Annotated in this window: 13 protein-coding genes and 1 tRNA gene; 4 read left to right on the plus strand and 10 right to left on the minus strand. The window is 67.1% G+C overall.

Translation table 11 applies throughout. From position 1 onward, the window contains the following. Positions 1–21: 21 nt before the first annotated feature. Entirely contained in the window at positions 22–339 is a 318-nt protein-coding gene (locus ACP99_RS17310; RefSeq protein ID WP_231554333.1) for a hypothetical protein, read from the minus strand. Beyond that, positions 336–2,414, minus strand: a complete 2,079-nt coding sequence (malA, locus tag ACP99_RS17315; protein ID WP_049987790.1) for an alpha-amylase MalA — start codon at positions 2,412–2,414, stop codon at positions 336–338. The genes ACP99_RS17310 and malA overlap by 4 nt, the downstream gene beginning before the upstream one ends. Positions 2,415–2,562: 148 nt before the next feature. On the opposite strand from malA, the gene ACP99_RS17320 reads away from it, so the two are divergent. Beyond that, positions 2,563–7,113 (plus strand): glycoside hydrolase family 15 protein, encoded by a 4,551-nt coding sequence (locus ACP99_RS17320; protein WP_049987791.1) that lies wholly within the window; start codon positions 2,563–2,565, stop codon positions 7,111–7,113. Between the two features lie 65 nt (positions 7,114–7,178). Beyond that, positions 7,179–7,658 carry an SRPBCC family protein gene (locus tag ACP99_RS17325; protein WP_049987792.1) on the plus strand — a complete coding sequence of 160 codons (480 nt, stop codon included), beginning with the start codon at positions 7,179–7,181 and terminating at the stop codon, positions 7,656–7,658. Between the two features lie 248 nt (positions 7,659–7,906). On the opposite strand, the gene ACP99_RS17330 is transcribed toward ACP99_RS17325, so the two are convergent. Then, positions 7,907–8,497, minus strand: coding sequence for an NAD(P)/FAD-dependent oxidoreductase (locus ACP99_RS17330; RefSeq protein WP_049987793.1), 591 nt, complete (start codon positions 8,495–8,497; stop codon positions 7,907–7,909). Between the two features lie 128 nt (positions 8,498–8,625). Between ACP99_RS17330 and ACP99_RS17335 the strand changes: the two genes are divergently transcribed. Continuing rightward, positions 8,626–10,224 (plus strand): aldehyde dehydrogenase family protein, encoded by a 1,599-nt coding sequence (locus tag ACP99_RS17335; RefSeq protein WP_049987814.1) that lies wholly within the window; start codon positions 8,626–8,628, stop codon positions 10,222–10,224. A 117-nt stretch (positions 10,225–10,341) separates the two neighbouring features. On the opposite strand, the gene cutA is transcribed toward ACP99_RS17335, so the two are convergent. The 6 genes from cutA to ACP99_RS17365 form a co-directional block, all read right to left on the minus strand. Further along, complete coding sequence (cutA, locus tag ACP99_RS17340) at positions 10,342–10,650, minus strand: divalent-cation tolerance protein CutA (protein WP_049987794.1); 309 nt, start codon at positions 10,648–10,650, stop codon at positions 10,342–10,344. A 31-nt stretch (positions 10,651–10,681) separates the two neighbouring features. After that, complete coding sequence (locus ACP99_RS17345) at positions 10,682–11,602, minus strand: S1 family peptidase (protein WP_049987795.1); 921 nt, start codon at positions 11,600–11,602, stop codon at positions 10,682–10,684. Between the two features lie 292 nt (positions 11,603–11,894). Continuing rightward, positions 11,895–11,968 (minus strand) — tRNA-Tyr (locus tag ACP99_RS17350). A gap of 84 nt (positions 11,969–12,052) precedes the next feature. After that, positions 12,053–14,296 (minus strand): hypothetical protein, encoded by a 2,244-nt coding sequence (locus tag ACP99_RS17355; protein WP_049987796.1) that lies wholly within the window; start codon positions 14,294–14,296, stop codon positions 12,053–12,055. Positions 14,297–14,331: 35 nt separating this feature from the next. Further along, positions 14,332–14,628, minus strand: a complete 297-nt coding sequence (locus ACP99_RS17360) for a hypothetical protein (protein WP_049987797.1) — start codon at positions 14,626–14,628, stop codon at positions 14,332–14,334. A gap of 7 nt (positions 14,629–14,635) precedes the next feature. Continuing rightward, a complete protein-coding gene (locus ACP99_RS17365) occupies positions 14,636–16,621 on the minus strand; it encodes a DEAD/DEAH box helicase (RefSeq protein ID WP_049987798.1) in 1,986 nt (661 codons plus the stop codon). A 915-nt stretch (positions 16,622–17,536) separates the two neighbouring features. Between ACP99_RS17365 and ACP99_RS17370 the strand changes: the two genes are divergently transcribed. Continuing rightward, positions 17,537–18,739: a Cdc6/Cdc18 family protein gene (locus tag ACP99_RS17370; RefSeq protein ID WP_049987799.1), complete on the plus strand. Its 1,203-nt coding sequence runs from the start codon at positions 17,537–17,539 to the stop codon at positions 18,737–18,739. A gap of 117 nt (positions 18,740–18,856) precedes the next feature. Here the strand turns inward: ACP99_RS17370 and ACP99_RS17375 are convergent, their stop codons facing one another. Then, the gene (locus ACP99_RS17375; protein WP_049987800.1) at positions 18,857–19,660 is read right to left on the minus strand and encodes an HAD-IIA family hydrolase; all 804 of its coding nucleotides are present in this window, start codon (positions 19,658–19,660) and stop codon (positions 18,857–18,859) included. Positions 19,661–19,680 lie beyond the last annotated feature (20 nt).

The following is a 19,680-nucleotide window of genomic DNA, read 5'->3' on the forward strand; positions in this document are numbered from 1 at the left end:
GGTCGGGTCGCCCCCCCCGGCTCAGATCGGGCCGGTGAAACTGACGTCGAGTAATCCCTCTCGAACCGCGTACTGCAGGCGCTCGTCGAGCGGCATCTCGGTCCACTCCTCGGGGCGCTGTGGCTCCGGGACGGTGTCGAGTCGGTCCACGAGCGACTCGTGGAGGAACCTGCCGTTCTCGCCGCACTCGGGGCACGTGAGGATGATGAGTCGGACGCGGTAGGGGCGCTCCTCGACGCGCCCGCAGTGCGGGCACACGTACGAATCGGTCACTAGGTACTCGTAGGAACCGGAGTAACTCGAATCTGTGGGTTCCGGCGCGCGCGTCGCTTCGGTCACCCCGCCCGAAACACGGCGACGTCGTCGACGACGAGCCCCGAATCGGTTGCGAGTTGCCCGCCCGTCACGAGGTCCGTCGGGTCGACGTCGACGTCGCCGAACCGCACCGTCGCGGGCGACGGATCGAAGTTGAGGACGCAGACGTAGGCGTCGCCGTCGTGCTCGCGGCCGAAGGCGACCACGCGGTCGGCAGCAGCACCTCCGTCCGGGCCGTCGGCCACCGCGTACTCGACGCGGTCGAGCGAACCGTCGGGGCCGAGCGCGTCGGCCTCCGATCGGAGGTCGAGGAGGCGCTCGTAGTGGTCGCGGAACTCCTCCCGGGCGTCGTCCCACGCGAGGGCGTCGCGGCGGCCGCGCTGGCCGAGTTCCTGGCCGCCGTAGAGCATCGGGACGCCCGGGAGCGTCGCGAGCGCCCCAGCCGCGGCCATCGCGGCGGCGTCGCCGCACTCGACGACGTACCGCGTCTCGTCGTGGTTTTCGAGGTAGAGCATGAACGCCGCATGCGGCGGGAACCCGACGGCCGCCCGCTGGTCGACGGCGTCGAGGATCGCCTCGGCGGGGACGTCGCCGCGGCCGACCTGCCGCAGCGTGAAGTACAGCGTCGTGTCGAAGTGGACGTCGAACATCCCGTCGTGGAAGTCCGCGATGTACGGGATCGTCTCGTCGAGCAGCAGGAAGTCGGGGTCCCGGGACTTCACCCGGTCGCGGAGTTCCCTCCAGAACGTGTCTGGGACGGCCCACGCCATGTCGCAGCGGAAGCCGTCTGCGACCTCGAACCACTCGTCGACGGCGTCGAGGAGGTGCCGGCGGACCGCGAGGTTCTCGAAGTTCCAGTTGGCGATGTACTCCCACTCGAAGTACGTCTCCGGTTCGCCGTTCTCCTGCCAGTCGTACCAGTCGTAGTACTCCGAGTCGGGGTTGCGGTAGGCGTCCTCGAAGAACGGGTGATCGCGGGCGGAGTGGTTCAACACGAGGTCGAAGAGGACCGCCATTCCGCGCTCGTGGGCGGCCTCGACGAACCGCTCGTAGTCCTCGCGATCGCCGAGGTCCTCGGCGATCGAGAAGAAGTCCGTGATGTTGTAGCCGTGCGGCGCGTGGTCGTTTTCGAGCACGGGCGTCAGCCACAGGCAGTCGACGCCGAGGTCGTCGAGGTAGTCGAGACGCTCTTCGATCCGCGCGAAGACCGATTCGTCCGAATCCGACCCCGCTGCTTGCTCCCCCTCGCCGGCGAACCCGCGCACGTAGATCTCGTACAGCGTGACGTCCCGCGCCCACTCCGGCGGGTCGTTCGGGCGGACGACCTCGAAGTCGGACCGCTCGGCGGCGACCGCGTCCGGAGCGGACTCGTCGGTGGAATCGCCGTCGTCGACCGCCACCGCCTCTCCCGACCTCCCGCCGTCCGGGGCGGCCTCTCGCGAGAACTCGATCGTGTCCGGGACGCTGTAGGCGTCGGCGACGGCCACCGCGTGGACGCGAACGCGGTCGCCGACGGCGTCGGTCGGGATCCGCAGCGCCCAGCCCTCGCTCGCGATCCGCCCCTCGTCGACGTCGTCGCGGTCGTCTAGCAGGAACTCGACGACGATGTCGTCGCGGTCGGCGTCGCTGTCGGGGTGCGGTCGCGGATCGGCGTGGACGACGAGTTCGTCGCCCTCGACGGAACCGCGGAGTTGGAGACGGGGGCGACCGCCGCCACCGCCCGCGTTCGCGCGAGTTCCGGACCCCGATCCGGACGCGCCGCCGCTCCCGCCAGTCGGCGAATCGGGGCCACTCTGGTGGCCGCTGCGTCCGCTGCGTCCGCTCCGTCCACCGCGCGATTCCGCGGGTGCGACGTCCGACGGGAATGCCCGGACGGTGAGTCTGTGCGTTCCACCGGGAGCGTCGAGTTCGAGTTCGTAGGTCCCCGGTGCGTCGGGGACGAACTCGAGGACCGGTTCGTCCTCGGGCAGTTCGACGGCGCTGCTCGCGGGCGCGCTCCGTACGCGCCACGCGTACGACGCCGAGGGGTCCGGATCGCGCGGGGCGAGTTGGACGGCGTCCCCGACGGCGACGAACCGGGGCGGTCCTGGATGGTCCATACCAGTACGAACGGGGTATGTCACCTTTGTCTTTGTCCCGGCGGCCGGATCGGGTCGGCGCCGAGCACCGCCGGCGGAGTCCGGGCCGGCCGCGAACGCTGTGGGGCATCCGCCAATACTTATGTCGTGGGGACACTGCTCGGAGAGTATGAGACTTCGGACCGTGCTGAACGAATACAAGCGCGACCGAGACGGTCGGTTCCCCGGCGAGTTGGCCACGACCGACGGCGCGTTCTCCGGGCACGGCGATCGCCTCGTTCACGTCGGGGCGGACGGCTCCCTGCGGGATTACTCGTCTGCGCTCTCGGGGCTGTACGGGATCGACCGGTCCCGGTTCGCGATCGAGGCCGACGGCGAGACTCGGTGGTTCGACGACCTCGAACAGGTGCGACAGCACTACTACCGGGAGACGAGCCTCGTCGAGACCGAGTACAACGCGGGATCGTACACCGTCCACCAGTACGATCTGACGCTCGGGCGGGCCCACGTGACGCACGTCGAGCTCCGCGGCGCGATCCCGACCGACGCGCACCTGACCGCGTTTCTCACGCTCGCGCCGGAGGGCCGGGAGACGCAGGTCGGCCGGCTGATCCACGAGGACGGCGGGCCGAACGGGACGCAGGCCGTCGAGGTGTTCCACCGAGAGGAACACGACTACGTCACCGCCTCGACCGGCCTCGACGACGTCCGCGCGCAGATCCCCGAGCGGTTCGAGGAGATGCTCTCGCCGGACGCGTTCGAGCTTCCGCGGGACGCCGTCCTCGAACGCTACGAGGACACCCACCTCAGCGGCGACATCGTCGTCTCAGCGCCGCTGGAACGAGAGGACCGAGGCGTCAGGACGACGATCGTCACGCAGCTCTCGGACCACGGAGAGGTCGGCCGCGCGGAGGCGCTCTCGGACCTGCGCCACTGCGCGCTGGCGCACACGAGCGCAGACGACGTCCGGGAGGCCGCGCGGTCACGAACGGAGGTGTCGGTCCCCGAATCGGCACCCCGCGAGGAGTCGATCCGGTCCGATCTCCGGGCGCTGTCGCTCCTGACGGCGCCCTCGGGCGCGCACATCGCGGGACCGGAGTTCGACCCCTTCTACACGCACTCGGGCGGCTACGGGTACACGTGGTTCCGCGACGAGGCCGAGTGCGCGCGTCACCTGCTGCGCGCGGACGACCGACTCGGGTTGGACGAGAGCGATCGGCTGGCGACGATCGGCTCGTTCTTCTGCGAGGCGCAACTCGAGGACGGCTCGTGGCCGCACCGCGTCTGGGCGATCGACGGCTCGCTCGCACCCGGCTGGGCGAACGCCCGCGTCGAGGGGTCGGACAGTCCCGAACACCAGTCCGACCAGACCGCGAGCGTCATCACGTACCTGGCGACGCTCCTGACCGAGCGTCGCTCGGACCTCGATTCGAGCCAGAAGCGAGCCTTCAGGCGGGCGATCGCCGACGGCGTCGACGCCCTCGACGAGGAACTGGCCGACGACGGACTCCCCGGCCCCTGTCAGAACGCGTGGGAGAACATGATCGGTCGCTTCGTCCACACCACGGCGACGTTCCTGCAGGCGTACGCGACGGTCGCGGAAGCGCCGGTCGACAGAGAGCTGTCCGTTCACGCCGCCACGCAGGCGCAGGCTCTCGTCGACTCGCTCGACCGCTTCTGGGACGACGAGTACGAGGTGTACGCGCTCCGACTGCAGGAAGGCGGGCTCGACTCCCGGCTGGATTCCGGATCGTTCGCGCTCGTCGAGGCCTTCGCCGCGTACGACGAGGTCGAACAGCTCGACGGACTCGACCCCGAGGACCTCTCGCGGCTCGAAACCCACGTCGAGCGCGCGTTCTCGGACCTCTATCGGGAGTCCGACGACGGCGACGTCGCCGGGCTCGTCCGCTTCGAGGGCGACACGTGGCGGCGCGCCGAGCAGGACGGCGAGAAGATCTGGTCGGTCGCGACCGCGTGGGGCGCGAACGCCGCCGTCGGACTGGCGTCCCTGCTCGACGCGCACGGCCGACCTGACTCGGCGGAGTCGATGCTGGAGCGGGCGAGCGACCTGTACGACCTCCTCGGTCGCGACGGCCCGTTCTGTTCCGGCGCGGGCTACCTCGCCGAGCAGGTGTTCGACGACGGGACGCCCGACAGCGCCACGCCCCTGGCGTGGTCGCACTCGATGCGGCTCCGACTCACGACCGCACTGGCCGACCACGACGCGTTGCCGGAGCCGAAACCCGCGCCGTCGGGCCCCACGGGTCGACCGCGCTGGACGACCGGCGAGAAGTACGGCGTCGGGACGGTCGCCGACCACACCGCCGAAGACCCCTCCCGCGTCTGGTTCACGCTCACCGAGGGGGCGCTGACGGAGGTCCGGTTCCCACGGGTCGACCTGATGAACCTCCGGACGCTGGATTTCCTCGTCGTCGACGCGGACGAGGAAGACACCTACACCGCCCGGACGCACAACGAGACGCGCCGCGACGACGACGCCGACACCATCGACCGGCGCGCGGAGATCGCCGACGAGGATTCGCTGTTGTTCCGCCACGAGATCGTCGAGACCGGCGACGGGCGGGGACACGAGTGGCGGCTCACGGCCGAGTACGTGACCGATCCCGAACACGACGCGCTGCTCGTCGAGGTCTCGTTCGACGCGCGCGACGACAACGAGTACGAACTGTACGCCGTCGCCGACACGTCGCTCACGAACACCGGATCGACCGACCGCGGCCTCAGATTGGGCGGGCCGGCCGGCTACCACCTCGTCGCGCGCGACGCCAGCGCGTACGATCAGGCGAAGGACGTCGAACCGCTGCTCATCGACGAGGACGGCACCGAGTACAGCGTCGCGGCCGCGATGGCCGCGGCGAACCGGTTCGAGTGGGCGACCGTCGGCGTCGCCGGGTCGGCGTACCTGTCCACGCTGTTCACCGACGGGGCCGTTCCGACGCCGACGGACAGCGTCGACGACGAGAGCGTCGTTCTCGTCGGACGGATCGGAACCGGAAGCGAGCACCGCGAGCGACTCGCGATCGGGTTCGCGGAGGACGCCGACACCGCCGCGGCGCTCGGCGAGGCGGCCGGCGCGCTCAGTCGCGGCTACGAGACGGTCAAGCGCGGCTACGTCGACTCGTGGGACGACTTCCTCGCCGACAAGGAACTCCCGGAGAGCGTCGCCGCCGACGAGTCGCTGGCGGCCCAGTACAAGACGTGTCTGATGTGTCTCCGCGCCGTCGAGGACAAGACGTTCCTCGGGGCGGGGATCGCCTCGCCGTCCGTGCCGTGGGGCGAAGCCGTCACCGCCGAGGAGGCGAAGGGGTACGGCTACAACTTCGTCTGGTCGCGCGACCTCTATCAGGTGTTCACCGTCTTCGAGGCCGTCGACGACTTGGAGACGGCGCGGCTGGCGCTGGAGTACATCTACCGCTACCAGCAGGACGACCGCGGGTTCATCCCGCAGAACACCTACCTGAACGGCCGGACCCGCTGGGGCGGCGAACAGATGGACAACATCTCCTTCCCGCAGGTGATGGCGTGGATGCTCAGAGAGCGCGGCGTCGGCTTCGCGGACGCCGAGTACGACTACGTCAACGTAAAGCGGTCGGCGGACTACGTCGCGCGCAACGGCCCGCCGACGGCCCAGGAGCGCTGGGAGGAGGAGGCGGGCTACTCCCCGTCGTCGATCGCCGCCGAGATCGCCGGGCTCGCCTGCGCGGCAGACGTCGCGACCGAGGAGGGCCACGAGGCCGACGCGCTCATCTGGCAGGCGCTCGCCGACGACTGGGCCGACCGCGTCGCCGAGTGGACCGCGACGGAGACGGGCACCGAGCGGCACACGCACACCCCGTACTACGTCCGGATCACTCACGACGGCGACCCCGACGCCGGCCACCTGCGGACGCTCGCGAACAACGGGCCGACGCTGGACGAGCGGGAGATCATCGACGCCGGGTTCCTCGAACTCACTCGGCTCGGCATCAAGCCCGCGGACGACGAGGTGATCCGCAACTCGCTCGCCGAGGTCGACGAGACGCTCCGCGTCGACACCCCGCACGGGCCCGCCTTCTACCGCTACAACGGCGACGGGTACGGCGAGCGCCAGCGCGACGAGGAAGGCGCGCCGTGGTCGATCGAGGCCAAGGGCAAGGGCCGGCTGTGGCCGATATTCACCGGTGAACGCGGCGAGTACGAACTGTTCAACGAGACCGACGAGGGGCCGCTCGCGCCGGCGAACCTCCTCGAGACGATGGCGGGGTTCGCCAACTCGGGCCGGATGCTCTCCGAGCAGGTCTGGGACCGCGAGCACAGCACCGAGTACAACTGGGCGTTCGGGGAGGGCACCGGCGCGGCGACGCCGCTGGCGTGGTCGATGGCGCAGTTCGTCCGGCTCGCGCACGGCATCGACGCGGGGCGGCCGGTCGAGACGCCCGAGGTGCTCCGCGAGCGCTACGTCGAGCGCGAGCGACCCGACGGCCCGCGACTGCAGGTCAGTACGCGGTTTATGGGCGACGAACTCGTCGTCGCCGGACGGACCGACGCCGCGGTCGTCGCGGTCAAGACCCCTGCGGAGACGGCGTACGTCACGCCCGAGGAGGGGTCCTTCGAGGCGTCGCTCTCGATCGAGCACGGCGAGAACCAGATCGTCGTCGCCGCCGCGAGCGACGAGGAGTTGCGGGCGGCCGGGACGACGGTGACGCGCTTTACGCTGTGAGCGCCGAACGAGCGTTCTCCTGATCGGCCGCGGCGCTTTTGCGTCGCTGGGTGCTACGCCCACGTATGGCGACGTACTCGCGATTGACCCGCGTGTCGGCACCGCTCGAGGACGTCTGGGAGTTTCATTCGGACGTCTCCGGACTGGAGGCGCTGACGCCCGACTGGATGAACCTCCGCGTCGAGTCGGTCACCGGCCCCGACGGCGACCCCGATCCCGAGGTGCTGGAGGTGGGTTCGGAGATCCAACTGTCGATGCGGCCGCTCGGCGTGGGCCCGCGCCAGCGGTGGACCTCCGTCATCGTCGATAGGGAAGCGGACGAGGAGCGTGCGAGCTTCCGGGACGAGATGCGCGGCGGGCCGTTCGCGAGGTGGATCCACACGCACACGTTCGTCGCCGACGGCGAGGAGACGATCGTCGAGGACGCCGTCGAGTACGAGTTACCGGGCGGCGAGATCGGCGGCGCGGCGTCGCCGCTGGCGGTGGTCGGCTTCGAGCCGATGTTCCGTGCGCGGCACCGGAAGACGAGGGAGTTACTGGAATAACTCCCTCGAGTCGATCGACTGCAATCGCTGGAGAATCTGGCTGACAGTCGGCACCCAACTGGGGTGTTCGCACGGGAGTCGAGTCTTCCCGTCGGCCCCGTTTCCGGCGTCGACTGTGCCGAACAACCGCGAATCGACGCCGGGCGTTCGTTACGTCACGGGGGTGGTGGCCGCTCGATCGTATATAACCGTCCGCATCGGACTTCGCTCCGCGGCGATTCGCGACCGTTCTGGGGTACGGGGGCCGCTCAGGCCTCGTCGTCGCGGAGGTCATCGAATACCGCTGCGGCGGTGTCGGGCGTGTCGAAGTCGTGGTAGTGGTCGCCCTTCTCCTTCGTGAGGATGTTCAGCGCCGCGGCGGCCCCGTCACCGGCGGAGATGACCGCCTGCCACTCCTCCGCGCGGACCATCGCGCCCGTCGCGTACGCGTTCTCGACGCTGGTCTCCATCGTGACGTCGACGTCGACGGTGTCGTCTTCACGTCGGTCACAGCCGAGCGACTCCGCGAGGTCGCGGTTCGCACCGGTCGCGAGAACGAGGTAGTCCGCCTCGTGGGTGTCCTCTCCCGCGGTGACGGCGAACCCGTGGTCGGTGGATTCGACGGCCGTGACTTCCGCGTCTCGGTGCAGTTCAGCGCCGAAGTCCTCCGCCTGCTGGCGCGCCGTCTGCACGAACGCGCTGCCGTCGACAGAGCCGACGCCCGGGTAGTTGAACAGATGCGCCTTGTGCATCCACGTCCCGTCGGTGTCGAAGACGACCGCCTCGAGGCCGTTCTTCGCCGCGAACAGTGCCGTCGAGAGCCCCGCGGGGCCGCCGCCGACGATCGCTACTCGTGTCATCAGTCACCAATACGCATTCTATCCTGTTGAGTGTTCTTGCCGGAAGTCTGACCGAGACGCGCACGCCCACCAATCGTATCGGAGTGGTAACCAGCTTTATCGAACTGTCGTGCGAGTACTATCTGACGATGGATCAGGCCCGCTTCGAGAACGAACTCACGGTCGCCACTCACCGGAACGACGGCACGCTGGGGGAGTTTCACGACTCCTTCGAAGACGCGGTTTCGACCGTCGAAGCCGAGTTGGGCGCGTCGCATCCGATGTGGATCGACGGCGAACCGCACGAGACAGACGAGCAGTACACCGTCACGAACCCGGCCGACCGGGACCGAGAGATCGGACAGTTCGCCGCCGGGTCGGCGGCCGACGTCGATCTGGCCGTCGAAGCCGCCGCGGACGCGTTCGACGGCTGGCGGCGTACCGACTGGCGCGACCGCGTCGAGATATTCCGCGACGCGGCGGGTCGAATGCGAGACCGAAAGTACCGACTCGCCGCGACGCTGACGCTGGAGAACGGGAAGAACCGCTTCGAGGCGATGGCCGACGTCGACGAGGCGATCGACTTCCTTCGCTTTTACGCCCGCGAAGTCGAACGCAACGAGGGCTACGCCTTCGACACCGGCGAACCCACGCCCGGACAGCACTGTCGGAACGAGCTGCGGCCGTTCGGCGTCTTCGGCGTCGTCGCGCCGTTCAACTTCCCCATCGCCATCTTCACCGGGATGCTCACCGGCGCGGTCGTCACCGGGAACACGGCGGTCGCGAAGCCCGCGAGCGCGACGTCGCTGGTCGCCCATGAGGTCGTCGAGACCCTGTCCGAGGCGGGCGTCCCCGACGGCGTCGTGAATCTCGTGACCGGCAGCGGGAGCGACGTCGGGCAACCGTTGATCGAGCACGAGGACGTCGCCGGCGTCGCCTTCACGGGGTCGAGAGCGGTCGGCCGGGAGATCCGCCGGACGTTCTTCGAGCGGGAGAAGCCCGGTCCGGTGATCGCGGAGCTGGGCGGAAAGAACCCGGTCATCGTGACCGAGAACGCCGACCTGGAGAAGGCCGTTTCGGGCGTGGCAAACGGCGCGTTCGGGTTCAGCGGCCAGAAGTGCTCCGCGACGTCGCGCGTCTACGTCGCGGAGGCGCTGTTCGACGAGTTCACCGACCGGTTGGTCGCAGAGACCGAGGAACTCGTGATCGACGATCCGCGATCGGCGGACGCCTTCGTCTCGCCGTTGATAGACGATAGCGCGCTCGCCAGATACGAGCGGATCTGCGAGACGGCACGGGAGGTGGGAACGGTCCGAACGGGCGGGGAAGTCGTCGCCGACACCGACCTCGCGGACGGGCGCTTCGTCGAGCCGACGGTCGTGACCGACGTCCCTCACGAGCACGAGATCGCTCGGGAGGAGCACTTCGTCCCGTTCGTGACGGTCCATCCGGTGTCTGACTTCGATGAAGCGATCGAGAAGGCCAACGACAGCAGCTACGGGCTGTGCACCGGGCTCTTCTCCGAAGACGAGGACGAGATCGAGGCGTGGTTCGACCGGATCGAGTCGGGGATGTGCTACGTCAACCGCGAGCAGAGCGCGACGACCGGCGCGCTCGTGCAGGCGCAGCCCTTCGGCGGCTGGAAGGCCTCGGGCACGACGAGCAAGTTCGCGGGCGGCTACTGGTACCTGCCGCAGTTTATGCGCGAGCAGAGCCGGACGGTCGTCGGCGACGCCGGCAGGGAGTAGTCGTCGTCAGCGGTCACCCAGTCACCGTCGTCAGTGGCTGCCCAGTCGCCGTCGCCGGTGTAGAGTAGCCGCCGTCGTCGACGTCGATCCAGAGGTTTCCGGCGACGCGCCGGGCGGTCACTGACCGACCGCATCGTCGACCCAGCTCGCGTAGGCGTCGAGGACGTCCGCCTCGTCGAACCGTTCGATGCAGGGGACGTCGTCGGGGTGCTCGGCCTCGAGTTCGTTCTTCAGTTCCGGATACCGTTCGTCCGTCGTCTTCGCGAAGAGGATCGCCTCGGGGTCGTTTTCGTAGAGGGTGCCTTCCCAGCGATAGAACGAGTCGCAGTCGACGACGTTCACGCAGGCGGCCAGTTCGTTGTCGACGAGGAACGCGGCGAGGTCGTCCGCGGTGTCTCTCGGTGCGGTGATGTAGACGGTGGGCATCGAGTGGACATCTGGGCGGGAGCCGCTTCAATTATTCAGTCCACTGTCTGTGATACTCTTCTACGGTTTCGATCCGCTCGTGTTGCGCGTACATCTCCTCTTGGTAGGGGTACTCCTCGATTGCGACTGGCTCGGCGGGTTCCGGTGGGAACGTGTCGAAGCTTCGATTGACTCCGCCGTACGTGAGGCCGACGACGGTCCCGTCGAGTGTGGCGAGCGGCGATCCGCTGTTCCCACTCATTGACGGCATCTCCGTTTGAATCGCGTTCCCGAACTCCGACGGCTTCACGTATTCTCCGAGGCCGATAACCCAGTTATTCATCATCGCCGGGTGTCCGACGTGGATGAGTGGTTGCCCCTCCGACAGGGACTCTGAACTACCCCGCGGCGGCACGTACGGTGCCGTTCCCTCCGTTTTTAACAACGCAATGTCGTCCGCTCTGTCGGTAGTTTGGTCCACGAACGAGAGGTCGAATTTCGTTCCGTCGAGCAAATAGCCCGACTTATTTGTAGACTTCTCTGTCGCTCCCCCACTGACGACGTGGCGGTTGGTGACGATGTGATGTTCGTCGATAAACCATCCCGTTCCACCAGACGTTCGACCGTCCTCCATCTCGAAGTGGAACGCGACAACGGCCTCCCGTAGTTTTCTACCCGCTTCGGTTGCTCGGTTCCGCACCTCGGAACTGTACTGATACTGACCGGACTGCGCTCTCGCTTCGTCGAGTTCGTTCTCAAGCGCTTCGATCCGGTCGTTTTTCGCTTCTATCTCCGCTTCGAGTTCGTCGATACGTGCCCGTAGTTCACGTTCTGTGCCGTCGGTCGCCGAGGTCGAGGGCGAGGTGTCCGAAGACGGTTCCCCGGCGTCTCCTTGGTTTGAACATCCTGCGAGTCCCGCGAGGATCCCGGACGATCCGAGTTTGAGAACGTCTCGCCGCGAACTACCGTCCATACTTTCGCCTTGATAAAACACGCAATTAAGATTGTTGACGTTCGTTTGTAACGACCACCCGCGCATCGAATAAAACCGCGGGAACTTCCAGTCGCTCGTCCTGCCTTGCATCGTGAAGAGGAGGGAGGACCGAAACGCTGCCGATCTCGAATCGCTTAGGAAGAAAGTCCGCCCTCCCCGAATTGAAACGCGCGAGACTCGCGGTGCTCGTCTCGCTGTCCCCCACTCGCTGCGCTCGTGGGGACGGGGGACAAGCCGTCTACGATCGGCTACGAATCGGCTTGAAAACCAGTCCGCCCTCCCCGAATTGAACGGGGGACAAGCCGATCTACAGTCGGCTGCTCTACCAGGCTGAGCTAAGGGCGGGCAAGAGAACCTAGCGCCGCTTGCGGACTTAAGGGTTACTCATCGGAGCCGTCAGCCGGTTCGTCGGGAGCGTTTCGGGACCCCTTACGACGTCTCCGCTAGATCGACGAGCAGCGATTCGACCTCGCGGTCGATCCGGCTCTGGACCGCGGCCAGTTCGGGTATCGTCTTTCGATTGTAGGCCCGTTTCGAGCAGTCGACGTGCTCGGGGACGATCTCGTGGGCGCGCTTCGAGAGCGACGCGACTCGTCGCTGCGGTTCCGTTTCCCTCCAGTCCGGTAGCGCCAGTCGCTCGACGGTCGACTTCGAGAGGCTCGATTTCCCGCCGGAGGAGATGTCGCGGAGACACCGCTGATACGGCGCGGAGTTGAGCAGCGCACAGAGGTAGTGCGCCTCCCGCTCGTCGTCGGTGCCGACGAACATACAGTGGTCGCCCGGAACGACCTGTTTCTCACCGAGGAGCGGGTCCGCGACGGTCGAGACGACCGCGAAGTGCGGTTTGAACCCGAGCCGACACCAGACGACCTTGTAGTCGGCCCACGTGTACGGCCCGAGGCCGAACAGCGAGTAGAAGGGCCCGTCGTCGAACCACGAGGAACCGCGTTCGAGCAGCCTGTCGCGGTGATCCCGGAGGTAGGCATACGTCGCTGGCGCGTTCCGTCTGAGTTCGTCTTCGTTGTCGTCGTTCATCCCCCGCTGCGGAACGAGTTGTAGGTCGTGGCCGAAGAGCCCGTACTTCACGATGTGTTTCGATTTCAGGTACGGGTAGACGTGGTCGGGTTCGAGACCCCGTCGTTCGATCGTCTCGCGGTCGAGCGCGTAGACGGCCTTGGCGTCGTCCTTCACGCCGTGGCGGATCCGGTAAGTACAGGAACCGAGCGCCCGCCGCTCGGCGTCCGCTCGGATCCACGGCGACGACGGCGTTTCCGGATCTGTGGCGACGAGACGCGTGTCCGTGGTGGCGAGCGAATCGCGCATCGCCGCCAGCGACGAGAACGGCTCCAGCGGCGGGTTCGATTCCGCGGAGCCATCGGAATCCTCAGCCTCCGTATCCGTGGGTTCCTCGCGTCGCCACCGCGTCGTCGGGACTCCGTCGGCATCGGGGAACGGAGAGGGTGGAGGTGACGAGGACGATGAAGATGACGAGGACGAAGAAGACGATGGAGACGGCGAGGCTGCGGTCCCTTCGTCGGATCTCCCCTCGTCCGGGGTGATTCGACAGCCGAAGAGGGCGGTTTCGGCGTCGACCTCCGGAAACGGCGCGAGCGGACCGAAGTCGTGGACGCGGTCGTAGGTGACCGTTCGGTCGCCGATTTCCGGGTTCCTGAGGCGTTTTCCCGCCGGCCCGGTCAATAGATCTCGTTTCAGTACCAGCGATGCCCGGCCGCCGTCTCGAAGCAAGCGGTGGAGACAGCGAATCGCGTAGGGGACCGAGAGGTCGTCGTTCGCGAACCCCAGTCGGGCGTCGAGACCGCTGTGGTCGAACAGCGCGGCGGCGTCGGGCGTCCGTTCGCTATCGGATTCGACCCGCCATCGCTCTTTGACTCGCTCCGACAGGGTATCCCACGTGATCCACGGAGGGTTCATCAGAAGGTAGTCGGCGCGCTCCCCGTTCAGTGGTGCCGTCTCCGGCGTCGCGAGCGCGGCGTCGCCGAGGACGATGTTGGGTGCGGTGATTTCTCTGTCACCGCATACGGCCGCGTGGCCCTCTGCGGCGTCCAGTAGCGGCCGCACGGCGAGGAGGGCCGCGAGACGTGACGCGCGGACGGCAGACGGCGAGCTGTCGAACCCGCGAACGGAGTCGAGGACGGAGGCGAGTCGATCCGCGGGGGGTTCGGGTCCGCCGGTGCTCGCTAGTCGGGCCGCAGCGGCGGCGAGGAACGCTCCGGCTCCGCATCCCGGGTCGAGGACGATCGGGGTCGTGGAATCGGTCGGTCCCGCGGTCTCGGATGTTAGTTCGGGCTCTTTTCCGTCCTCGAACAGCGTATCGACGGCGAGTTCTGCGACCCCTCCCGGCGTGTCGTAGCGGCCGAAGACCCGACGGGCCGCAGGCGACACGCACTTGCGATGCAGTCGCGCGACGTCGTACGGCGACGCCGACTCGACGAAATCGGCCGCGAGCGACTCGAACGTGTCGTCTCGCGTCGATTCGGATGTTGATTCTGGTATCGATTCCGGCGTCGATCCGGATGTCGATCCCATTGTCGACCCCGAGTTCCGCATCCGACTCCGGACGTGCGCGTGGACGGACTCGAAGTCCGACTCGAAGGGCACGGCGGCGTCGGCGGCGAGCGGCCGTCCGACATCGCAGCCGAAGGCTGCTCCCAATGCGTCGAGCAGTCGCGAGAGGAGAAAGTCGAACGTCAGCGTTTCGACGAACAGTTCTCCGCCGCGTCCGCGGCCAACCGTTCGAAGACGTCCCCGTGCCGCTCGCGGACGTACTCCCGCCAGGCCTCGAACTCGGGTTCGACCTCGGGGTCGTCGACGGCGGCGGTCAGCGTCGTTCGATACTCTCGGAGTCTCTCGGCGTCGACGAGGCGGGCACAGCGGTCCGGGGCGTCCGGGTTTCGTGAGTCGCCGACTGTTTCTGAGTCGTCGGTAGTCCGGGAGTCGCCGTCGGTAATTCGGGAGTCGCCGTCGGCTCGGAAGCGGTCGGTCACCGTACACTCACTCCTCGGAGGGCTCGTGTTCGTTCTCGGAGTTGTGGGTCCCGTCCTCGGGGGTGGCGCGGTCCGCCTCCGTCACGCGAACGCCTTTCGCGGCGAGGTGCCGCATCTGTCGCTGCGCGAAGTCCTCCTCGGAGGTGCCGTGCGTCGCGAGGACGTAGACGCGCGACCCACCCGCGGGCCGCATCGTCCGCCCGGCGCGCTGTGCGCCCTGCCGACGGGAGCCCCCGAGCCCTGAGGCGACGATCGCAACCTCGGCGCTCGGGAGGTCGATCCCCTCGTCGCCGACCCGGGAGATCACGAGCGTGTCGAGGTCTCCCTCGCGGAACGACTCGAACACGCGCTCGCGGCGGTGATGTGGCATCTCGCCGCTGACGAACGGGACCTCGAGCGCGTCGGCGAGCGCCTCGCCCTGATCCAGCCAGTCGGCGAAGACGAGGGCCTTCCGGTCGGAGTGAGCGTCGAGGAGTCGCTGTGTCTCCTCGATCTTCTCTGGGTTCTCGGCGGCGAGCCGGTGTTTGTCGGGGCCGTCCGCGCTCGCCCACTCGTTTCGGACGAACTCGTCGGCCCAGGGGAGATACCGAATCTGCACCTCGGGCTCTTGGACGTACCCAGCGTCGAACAGCTTCGACCAGTCGGTCCCGATCGGCGGGCCGATGAGCGTGAAGATCTCCTTTTCCCTGTCGTCTTCGCGCACCGGCGTCGCCGAGAGACCGAGTCGGTGCTTCGTCTGGAGGTCGGCGCTGCGGCGGTAGATCCGCGAGGGGATGTGGTGGACCTCGTCGTAGACGATGAGCCCCCACGCTCGCGAGTCGAATAGGGATCTGTGTCGGTCCATCCCGGCAGTCTGGTACGTCGCGATGGTCACCGGGCGGACTTCCTTCGTTCCCCCGTGGTACTCGCCGATCTGCTCCGGCGAGAGAGTGGTGTGTCGGAGGAGTTCATCGCGCCACTGGGTGGCGAGTTCACGGGAGGGGACGAGCACGAGCGTCTCGCCGCCGACGGCCGCGAGCACGCCGATCGCCGTCACGGTCTTTCCCGCGCCGGAGGGACCGACGAGGACGCCCGAGCGCTGTTCGAGGAACCGCTCGACCCAGTCGCGCTGGTAGTCCCGTAGATCGACGTTCAGGTCGGCGTCGAGCGGGTCGCCCGCGTCGAGGTCGCGGTCGTCGACGACCGGGTAACCCGCCTCGTAGAGGATTCGCTTGATCTCCGCCTCTTTCCCGTCGCGGACCCAACTTCGGGTGTCGGAAATCGGCGCGACCAACTGCTCGTCGTCGAGTTTCTGTCGGGCCACGTTACCCATCAGGCTCTCGGAGACGCTCTCGAGGACGACGTAACCGTCCTCGTGAGTGAACAGCCGGAAGCGGTTCGCGCGCTTCCACTGCGATTCGACCCACTCCTCCAGTTCGGGCGTTCGGCGCGGGAGGACCGAACGCATCAGCGCCAGCAGGTCGTCGACGTCGTCGTAGGGGGCCTGCCACACGTCCTCCTGCCTGATCTCGTAGATGTACCCGCGGGTGTTCGTCTCCCGGTCCGCAGTAGTGCGCTCTCGCCGTCCCGTCGAGTCGACGAGGTGGGCGAACTGCGAGAGCTGCGCGCGGGTGTACTGCGTGGGCCGGTCGACGACGATCTCGCGGCGGTCGGGGAAGACGACGATCCGCTCGCGGTCGGCGATCTCGCGCCACTCGGTCGGGAAGTAGACGACCGGGTCGTTCTCGACGTTCACGCGCTCTACGGTCCCCTGATCTGAGAGCGCGTCGAGGTCTGCCGCGGCGTCGGCCTGCGTGAGGTCGAGTCGCCGGGCGACCTCCGAGGCCGTCACCACCGGCCTGTTCTGCGCTTCGAGAACGTCCCGAAAGCGCTCGACGTCGATCGCGTCGTGCGGCGTCTCGTCCGTGTTCGCGTCTGAGGCTCCATCCGAGCCACCCCTGCCCGCGGGGCGTTCCGTAGACGGCGACCCCGGAACCCCCTCTTCGTCAGTCATCGTCCGTCAAACGGCCCCGATCGGGAAACGGCTTGCGACTACATCTGATCACGATCCGGTATCGAGCGACGATCCGTGCGGAGGTGAGTCGTCGGTTGGGGTACTGAGGCCTCGATCGGTCGGACGGATCCCTTCGCGCGAACACACCGGGTTTCCGGTGAAACGTGTGGTGTGCTGAAACCGGAGGGGTAGATCGATCGGCCGGGTTGAGCTGAGAGAACTCGGAGGCACACACCGGATTTCCGGTGAAACAGGGAGCCCACCCGCGTCTGTTGACGTGACTATGTGATCAGGAGGTGGATACGTCACGGCGTCACTCGGGAAGGGGGAGTCACTCGCACGGACACACCGGATTTCCGGTGAAATGAGCCGGTATCACTCCGGAATCCGAGAGTATTCTGACCTTTAGAAAGAAACAAATTTATAGGGTCTCTTCGTTACCGTCCATTAGGTCAGTCGTAGTAGAGTAAGTGGTCGTGAGTGTCGATGACGCTGCAGGCGAAATGGCGGTACGGCGACGGGAAAACGCGGGTGATGTTGCGATACTCTCCTTGGGACCAGTGGCCACGGCATTGGCAGTTCGGGATCCGGATCGAGGTGGCTGTGGTACGGATAGGATCTACAGCCCACGCGCTACTTCATCCCACGGTGGTTCTATCTCTGTCCGGATGGCGTCAACGAGAATCGGACACCGGTCCCACACCACGTTTCCGGTGAATAACACCTCCAGAGAACCTCCGTTTCATCACGACCCCAACCCCACCATTTCCCGTTTCACCGGAAACCCGGTGTGTGTCCGCTCTCGCCGCAACCGCCCTCACTCGTCGACGCCACTTCCCTCGCAGGTCCCGTGAGACCCCGACGACCCGCGACCGAATAACAACGTATTTCACCGGAAACCCGGTGTCCTGTAGTATGCCGGACACCAGCGACGACCTCTTCACCCGGGAGGATCCCATCTTCTCCAACAAGGAGCTACTGGAGATCAACCACCTCCCCGGGGAGGGACGCATCGTCGGTCGCGACGACGAAATCTCGGATCTCGCCGCCGCGGTCAACCCCGCCATCTTCGGACAGAGTCCGAGCAACGTTCTCATCTACGGCAAGACCGGGACCGGGAAGTCCCTCTGTGCGAAGTACGTCTCCCAGCGCCTCGTCGACACCGCGCGCGAAGAGGACGTCAACGCGACCTTCGCGTACGTCGACTGCGCGCAGGACACCACCGAGACGCAGGCCGTCCAGACTATCGCCGACGGCGTCAACGAACCCGACGTCACCGGGATCAAGGTCCCCGACAAGGGGCTCAGCACGTCGACGTACTACAAGCGGCTGTGGCGGATCCTCGACGCGCAGTACGACGTCGTCCTCATCCTGCTGGACGAGATCGACAAGCTCTCCGACGACGACATCCTGATGCAGCTCTCCCGGGCCGGCGAGGCCGGGAAGATCGACCAGTGCAAACTCGGCGTCATCGGGATCAGCAACAAGATCCAGTACAAAGACCGGATGGACGAGCGGGTGAAATCCAGCCTCTGCGAGCGCGAGTTCGTCTTCCCGCCGTACGACGCCAACCAACTCAGAGACATTATGGAGGCGCGTTCGGACGCCTTTCGCGACGGCGTCCTCGACGCGTCGACGATCCCGCGCGCGGCGGCGCTCGCCGCGCGGGAGCACGGCGACGCCAGAAAGGCGATCGACATCCTCCGCTACGCGGGCGAGATCGCCCAGTCGACCGGCGCACAGACCGTCCGCGAGGAGTTCGTCACACAGGCCCGAGAGCGCGCCGAAACCGATCGCTTCCGCGAACTCATCCGCGGGTCGACGCCGCACTCGCGGTACGTGCTCCAGGCGCTCGCGATCCTCTCGCTCTCGAACGACCGGCAGGACGGCTTCCGGACGAGTCGCGTCTACGAGGTCTACGAGAACATCTGCAACGGGCAGGGCTCGGACACGCTCTCGCTCCGCCGAGTTCGCGACCTCCTCAAAGAGCACGCCTTTCTGGACATCATCGAACAGTCGAAACACAGCGGCGGCAGCGCCGAAGGGAGCTACACGAAACATCAACTGCTCGAGGACCCGAAAGTCGTCAGAGAGGTGCTCTCGGAGGACGTCTCCTGAGCGGGCGGAACGGCAGTTTTTCGGAAAATCGCGCCTCTGACGATTACGCCTTCGAGGACCGCCTCACGACCGTCCGTCACTCGGTCGAAGACCGCACGTCCGCCTCGCTATCGTCCGCTACTCAGCCGACGATCGCACGTCTGCGCCGAGAACCTCACCGATACCGGCGATCGATTCGAGGACGAAATCGGGGTCGACGTCGCTGGCGGCGAGCGTCTCGCGGTCGGTCACGCCCGACAGCACGAGGACCGTCGTCATCCCGGCGCGTTCGCCCATCCGGATGTCCGTCTCGATCCGATCGCCGACCATCAGACACGCCTCGGGATCGACGCCGACGACGTCGAGCGCGGTTTCGATCATCGTCGGCGAGGGCTTCCCGAGGACCTCGTCGACGGTCTCGCCGGTCACGCCCTCGATCGCGCCGATCATCCCCGCGGCGTCCGGGATCTCGCCGTCCGCCGTCGGGCAGGTCCGGTCGGGGTTCGTCGCCAGAAACGGCGCGCCGTTTTCGAGCGTCCGCATCGCGGTGTCGAGTTTCTCGTAGTCGAACTGCCTGTCCATCGAGGCGACCAAGAGGTCTCCCGGCTCGTCCGTCGTTTCGATGCCGGCGTCGTGGAACTCCGCCAGCAGCGGCGATTCGCCCACGACGTACGCCCGCGCGTCGGGGTGGTGTTCCCGCACGTACTGGGCGGTCACCCACCCCGAGTTCACCACGTCGTCGACGCTCGTGTCGACCCCGAGGCCCCGGAGTTTCTCGCTGTAATCGCGACGCCGCGAGATGGCCTTGTTCGTCAGGAACAACACGCTCCCGAGGCTCTCTCGCAGCGTCTCGATGCTCCGCTCTGCCCCGTCGATCAGCCCGTCGCCCAGATAGACGGTCCCGTCGAGGTCGAGGATCGCCGCTTCGTAGCCGTCACTCATCGCATCTCCACCCCGAACGA

The sequence above is a fragment of the Halobellus rufus genome, assembly GCF_000739575.1.
In the GTDB taxonomy this organism is placed as follows: Archaea; Halobacteriota; Halobacteria; order Halobacteriales; family Haloferacaceae; genus Haloquadratum; species Haloquadratum rufum.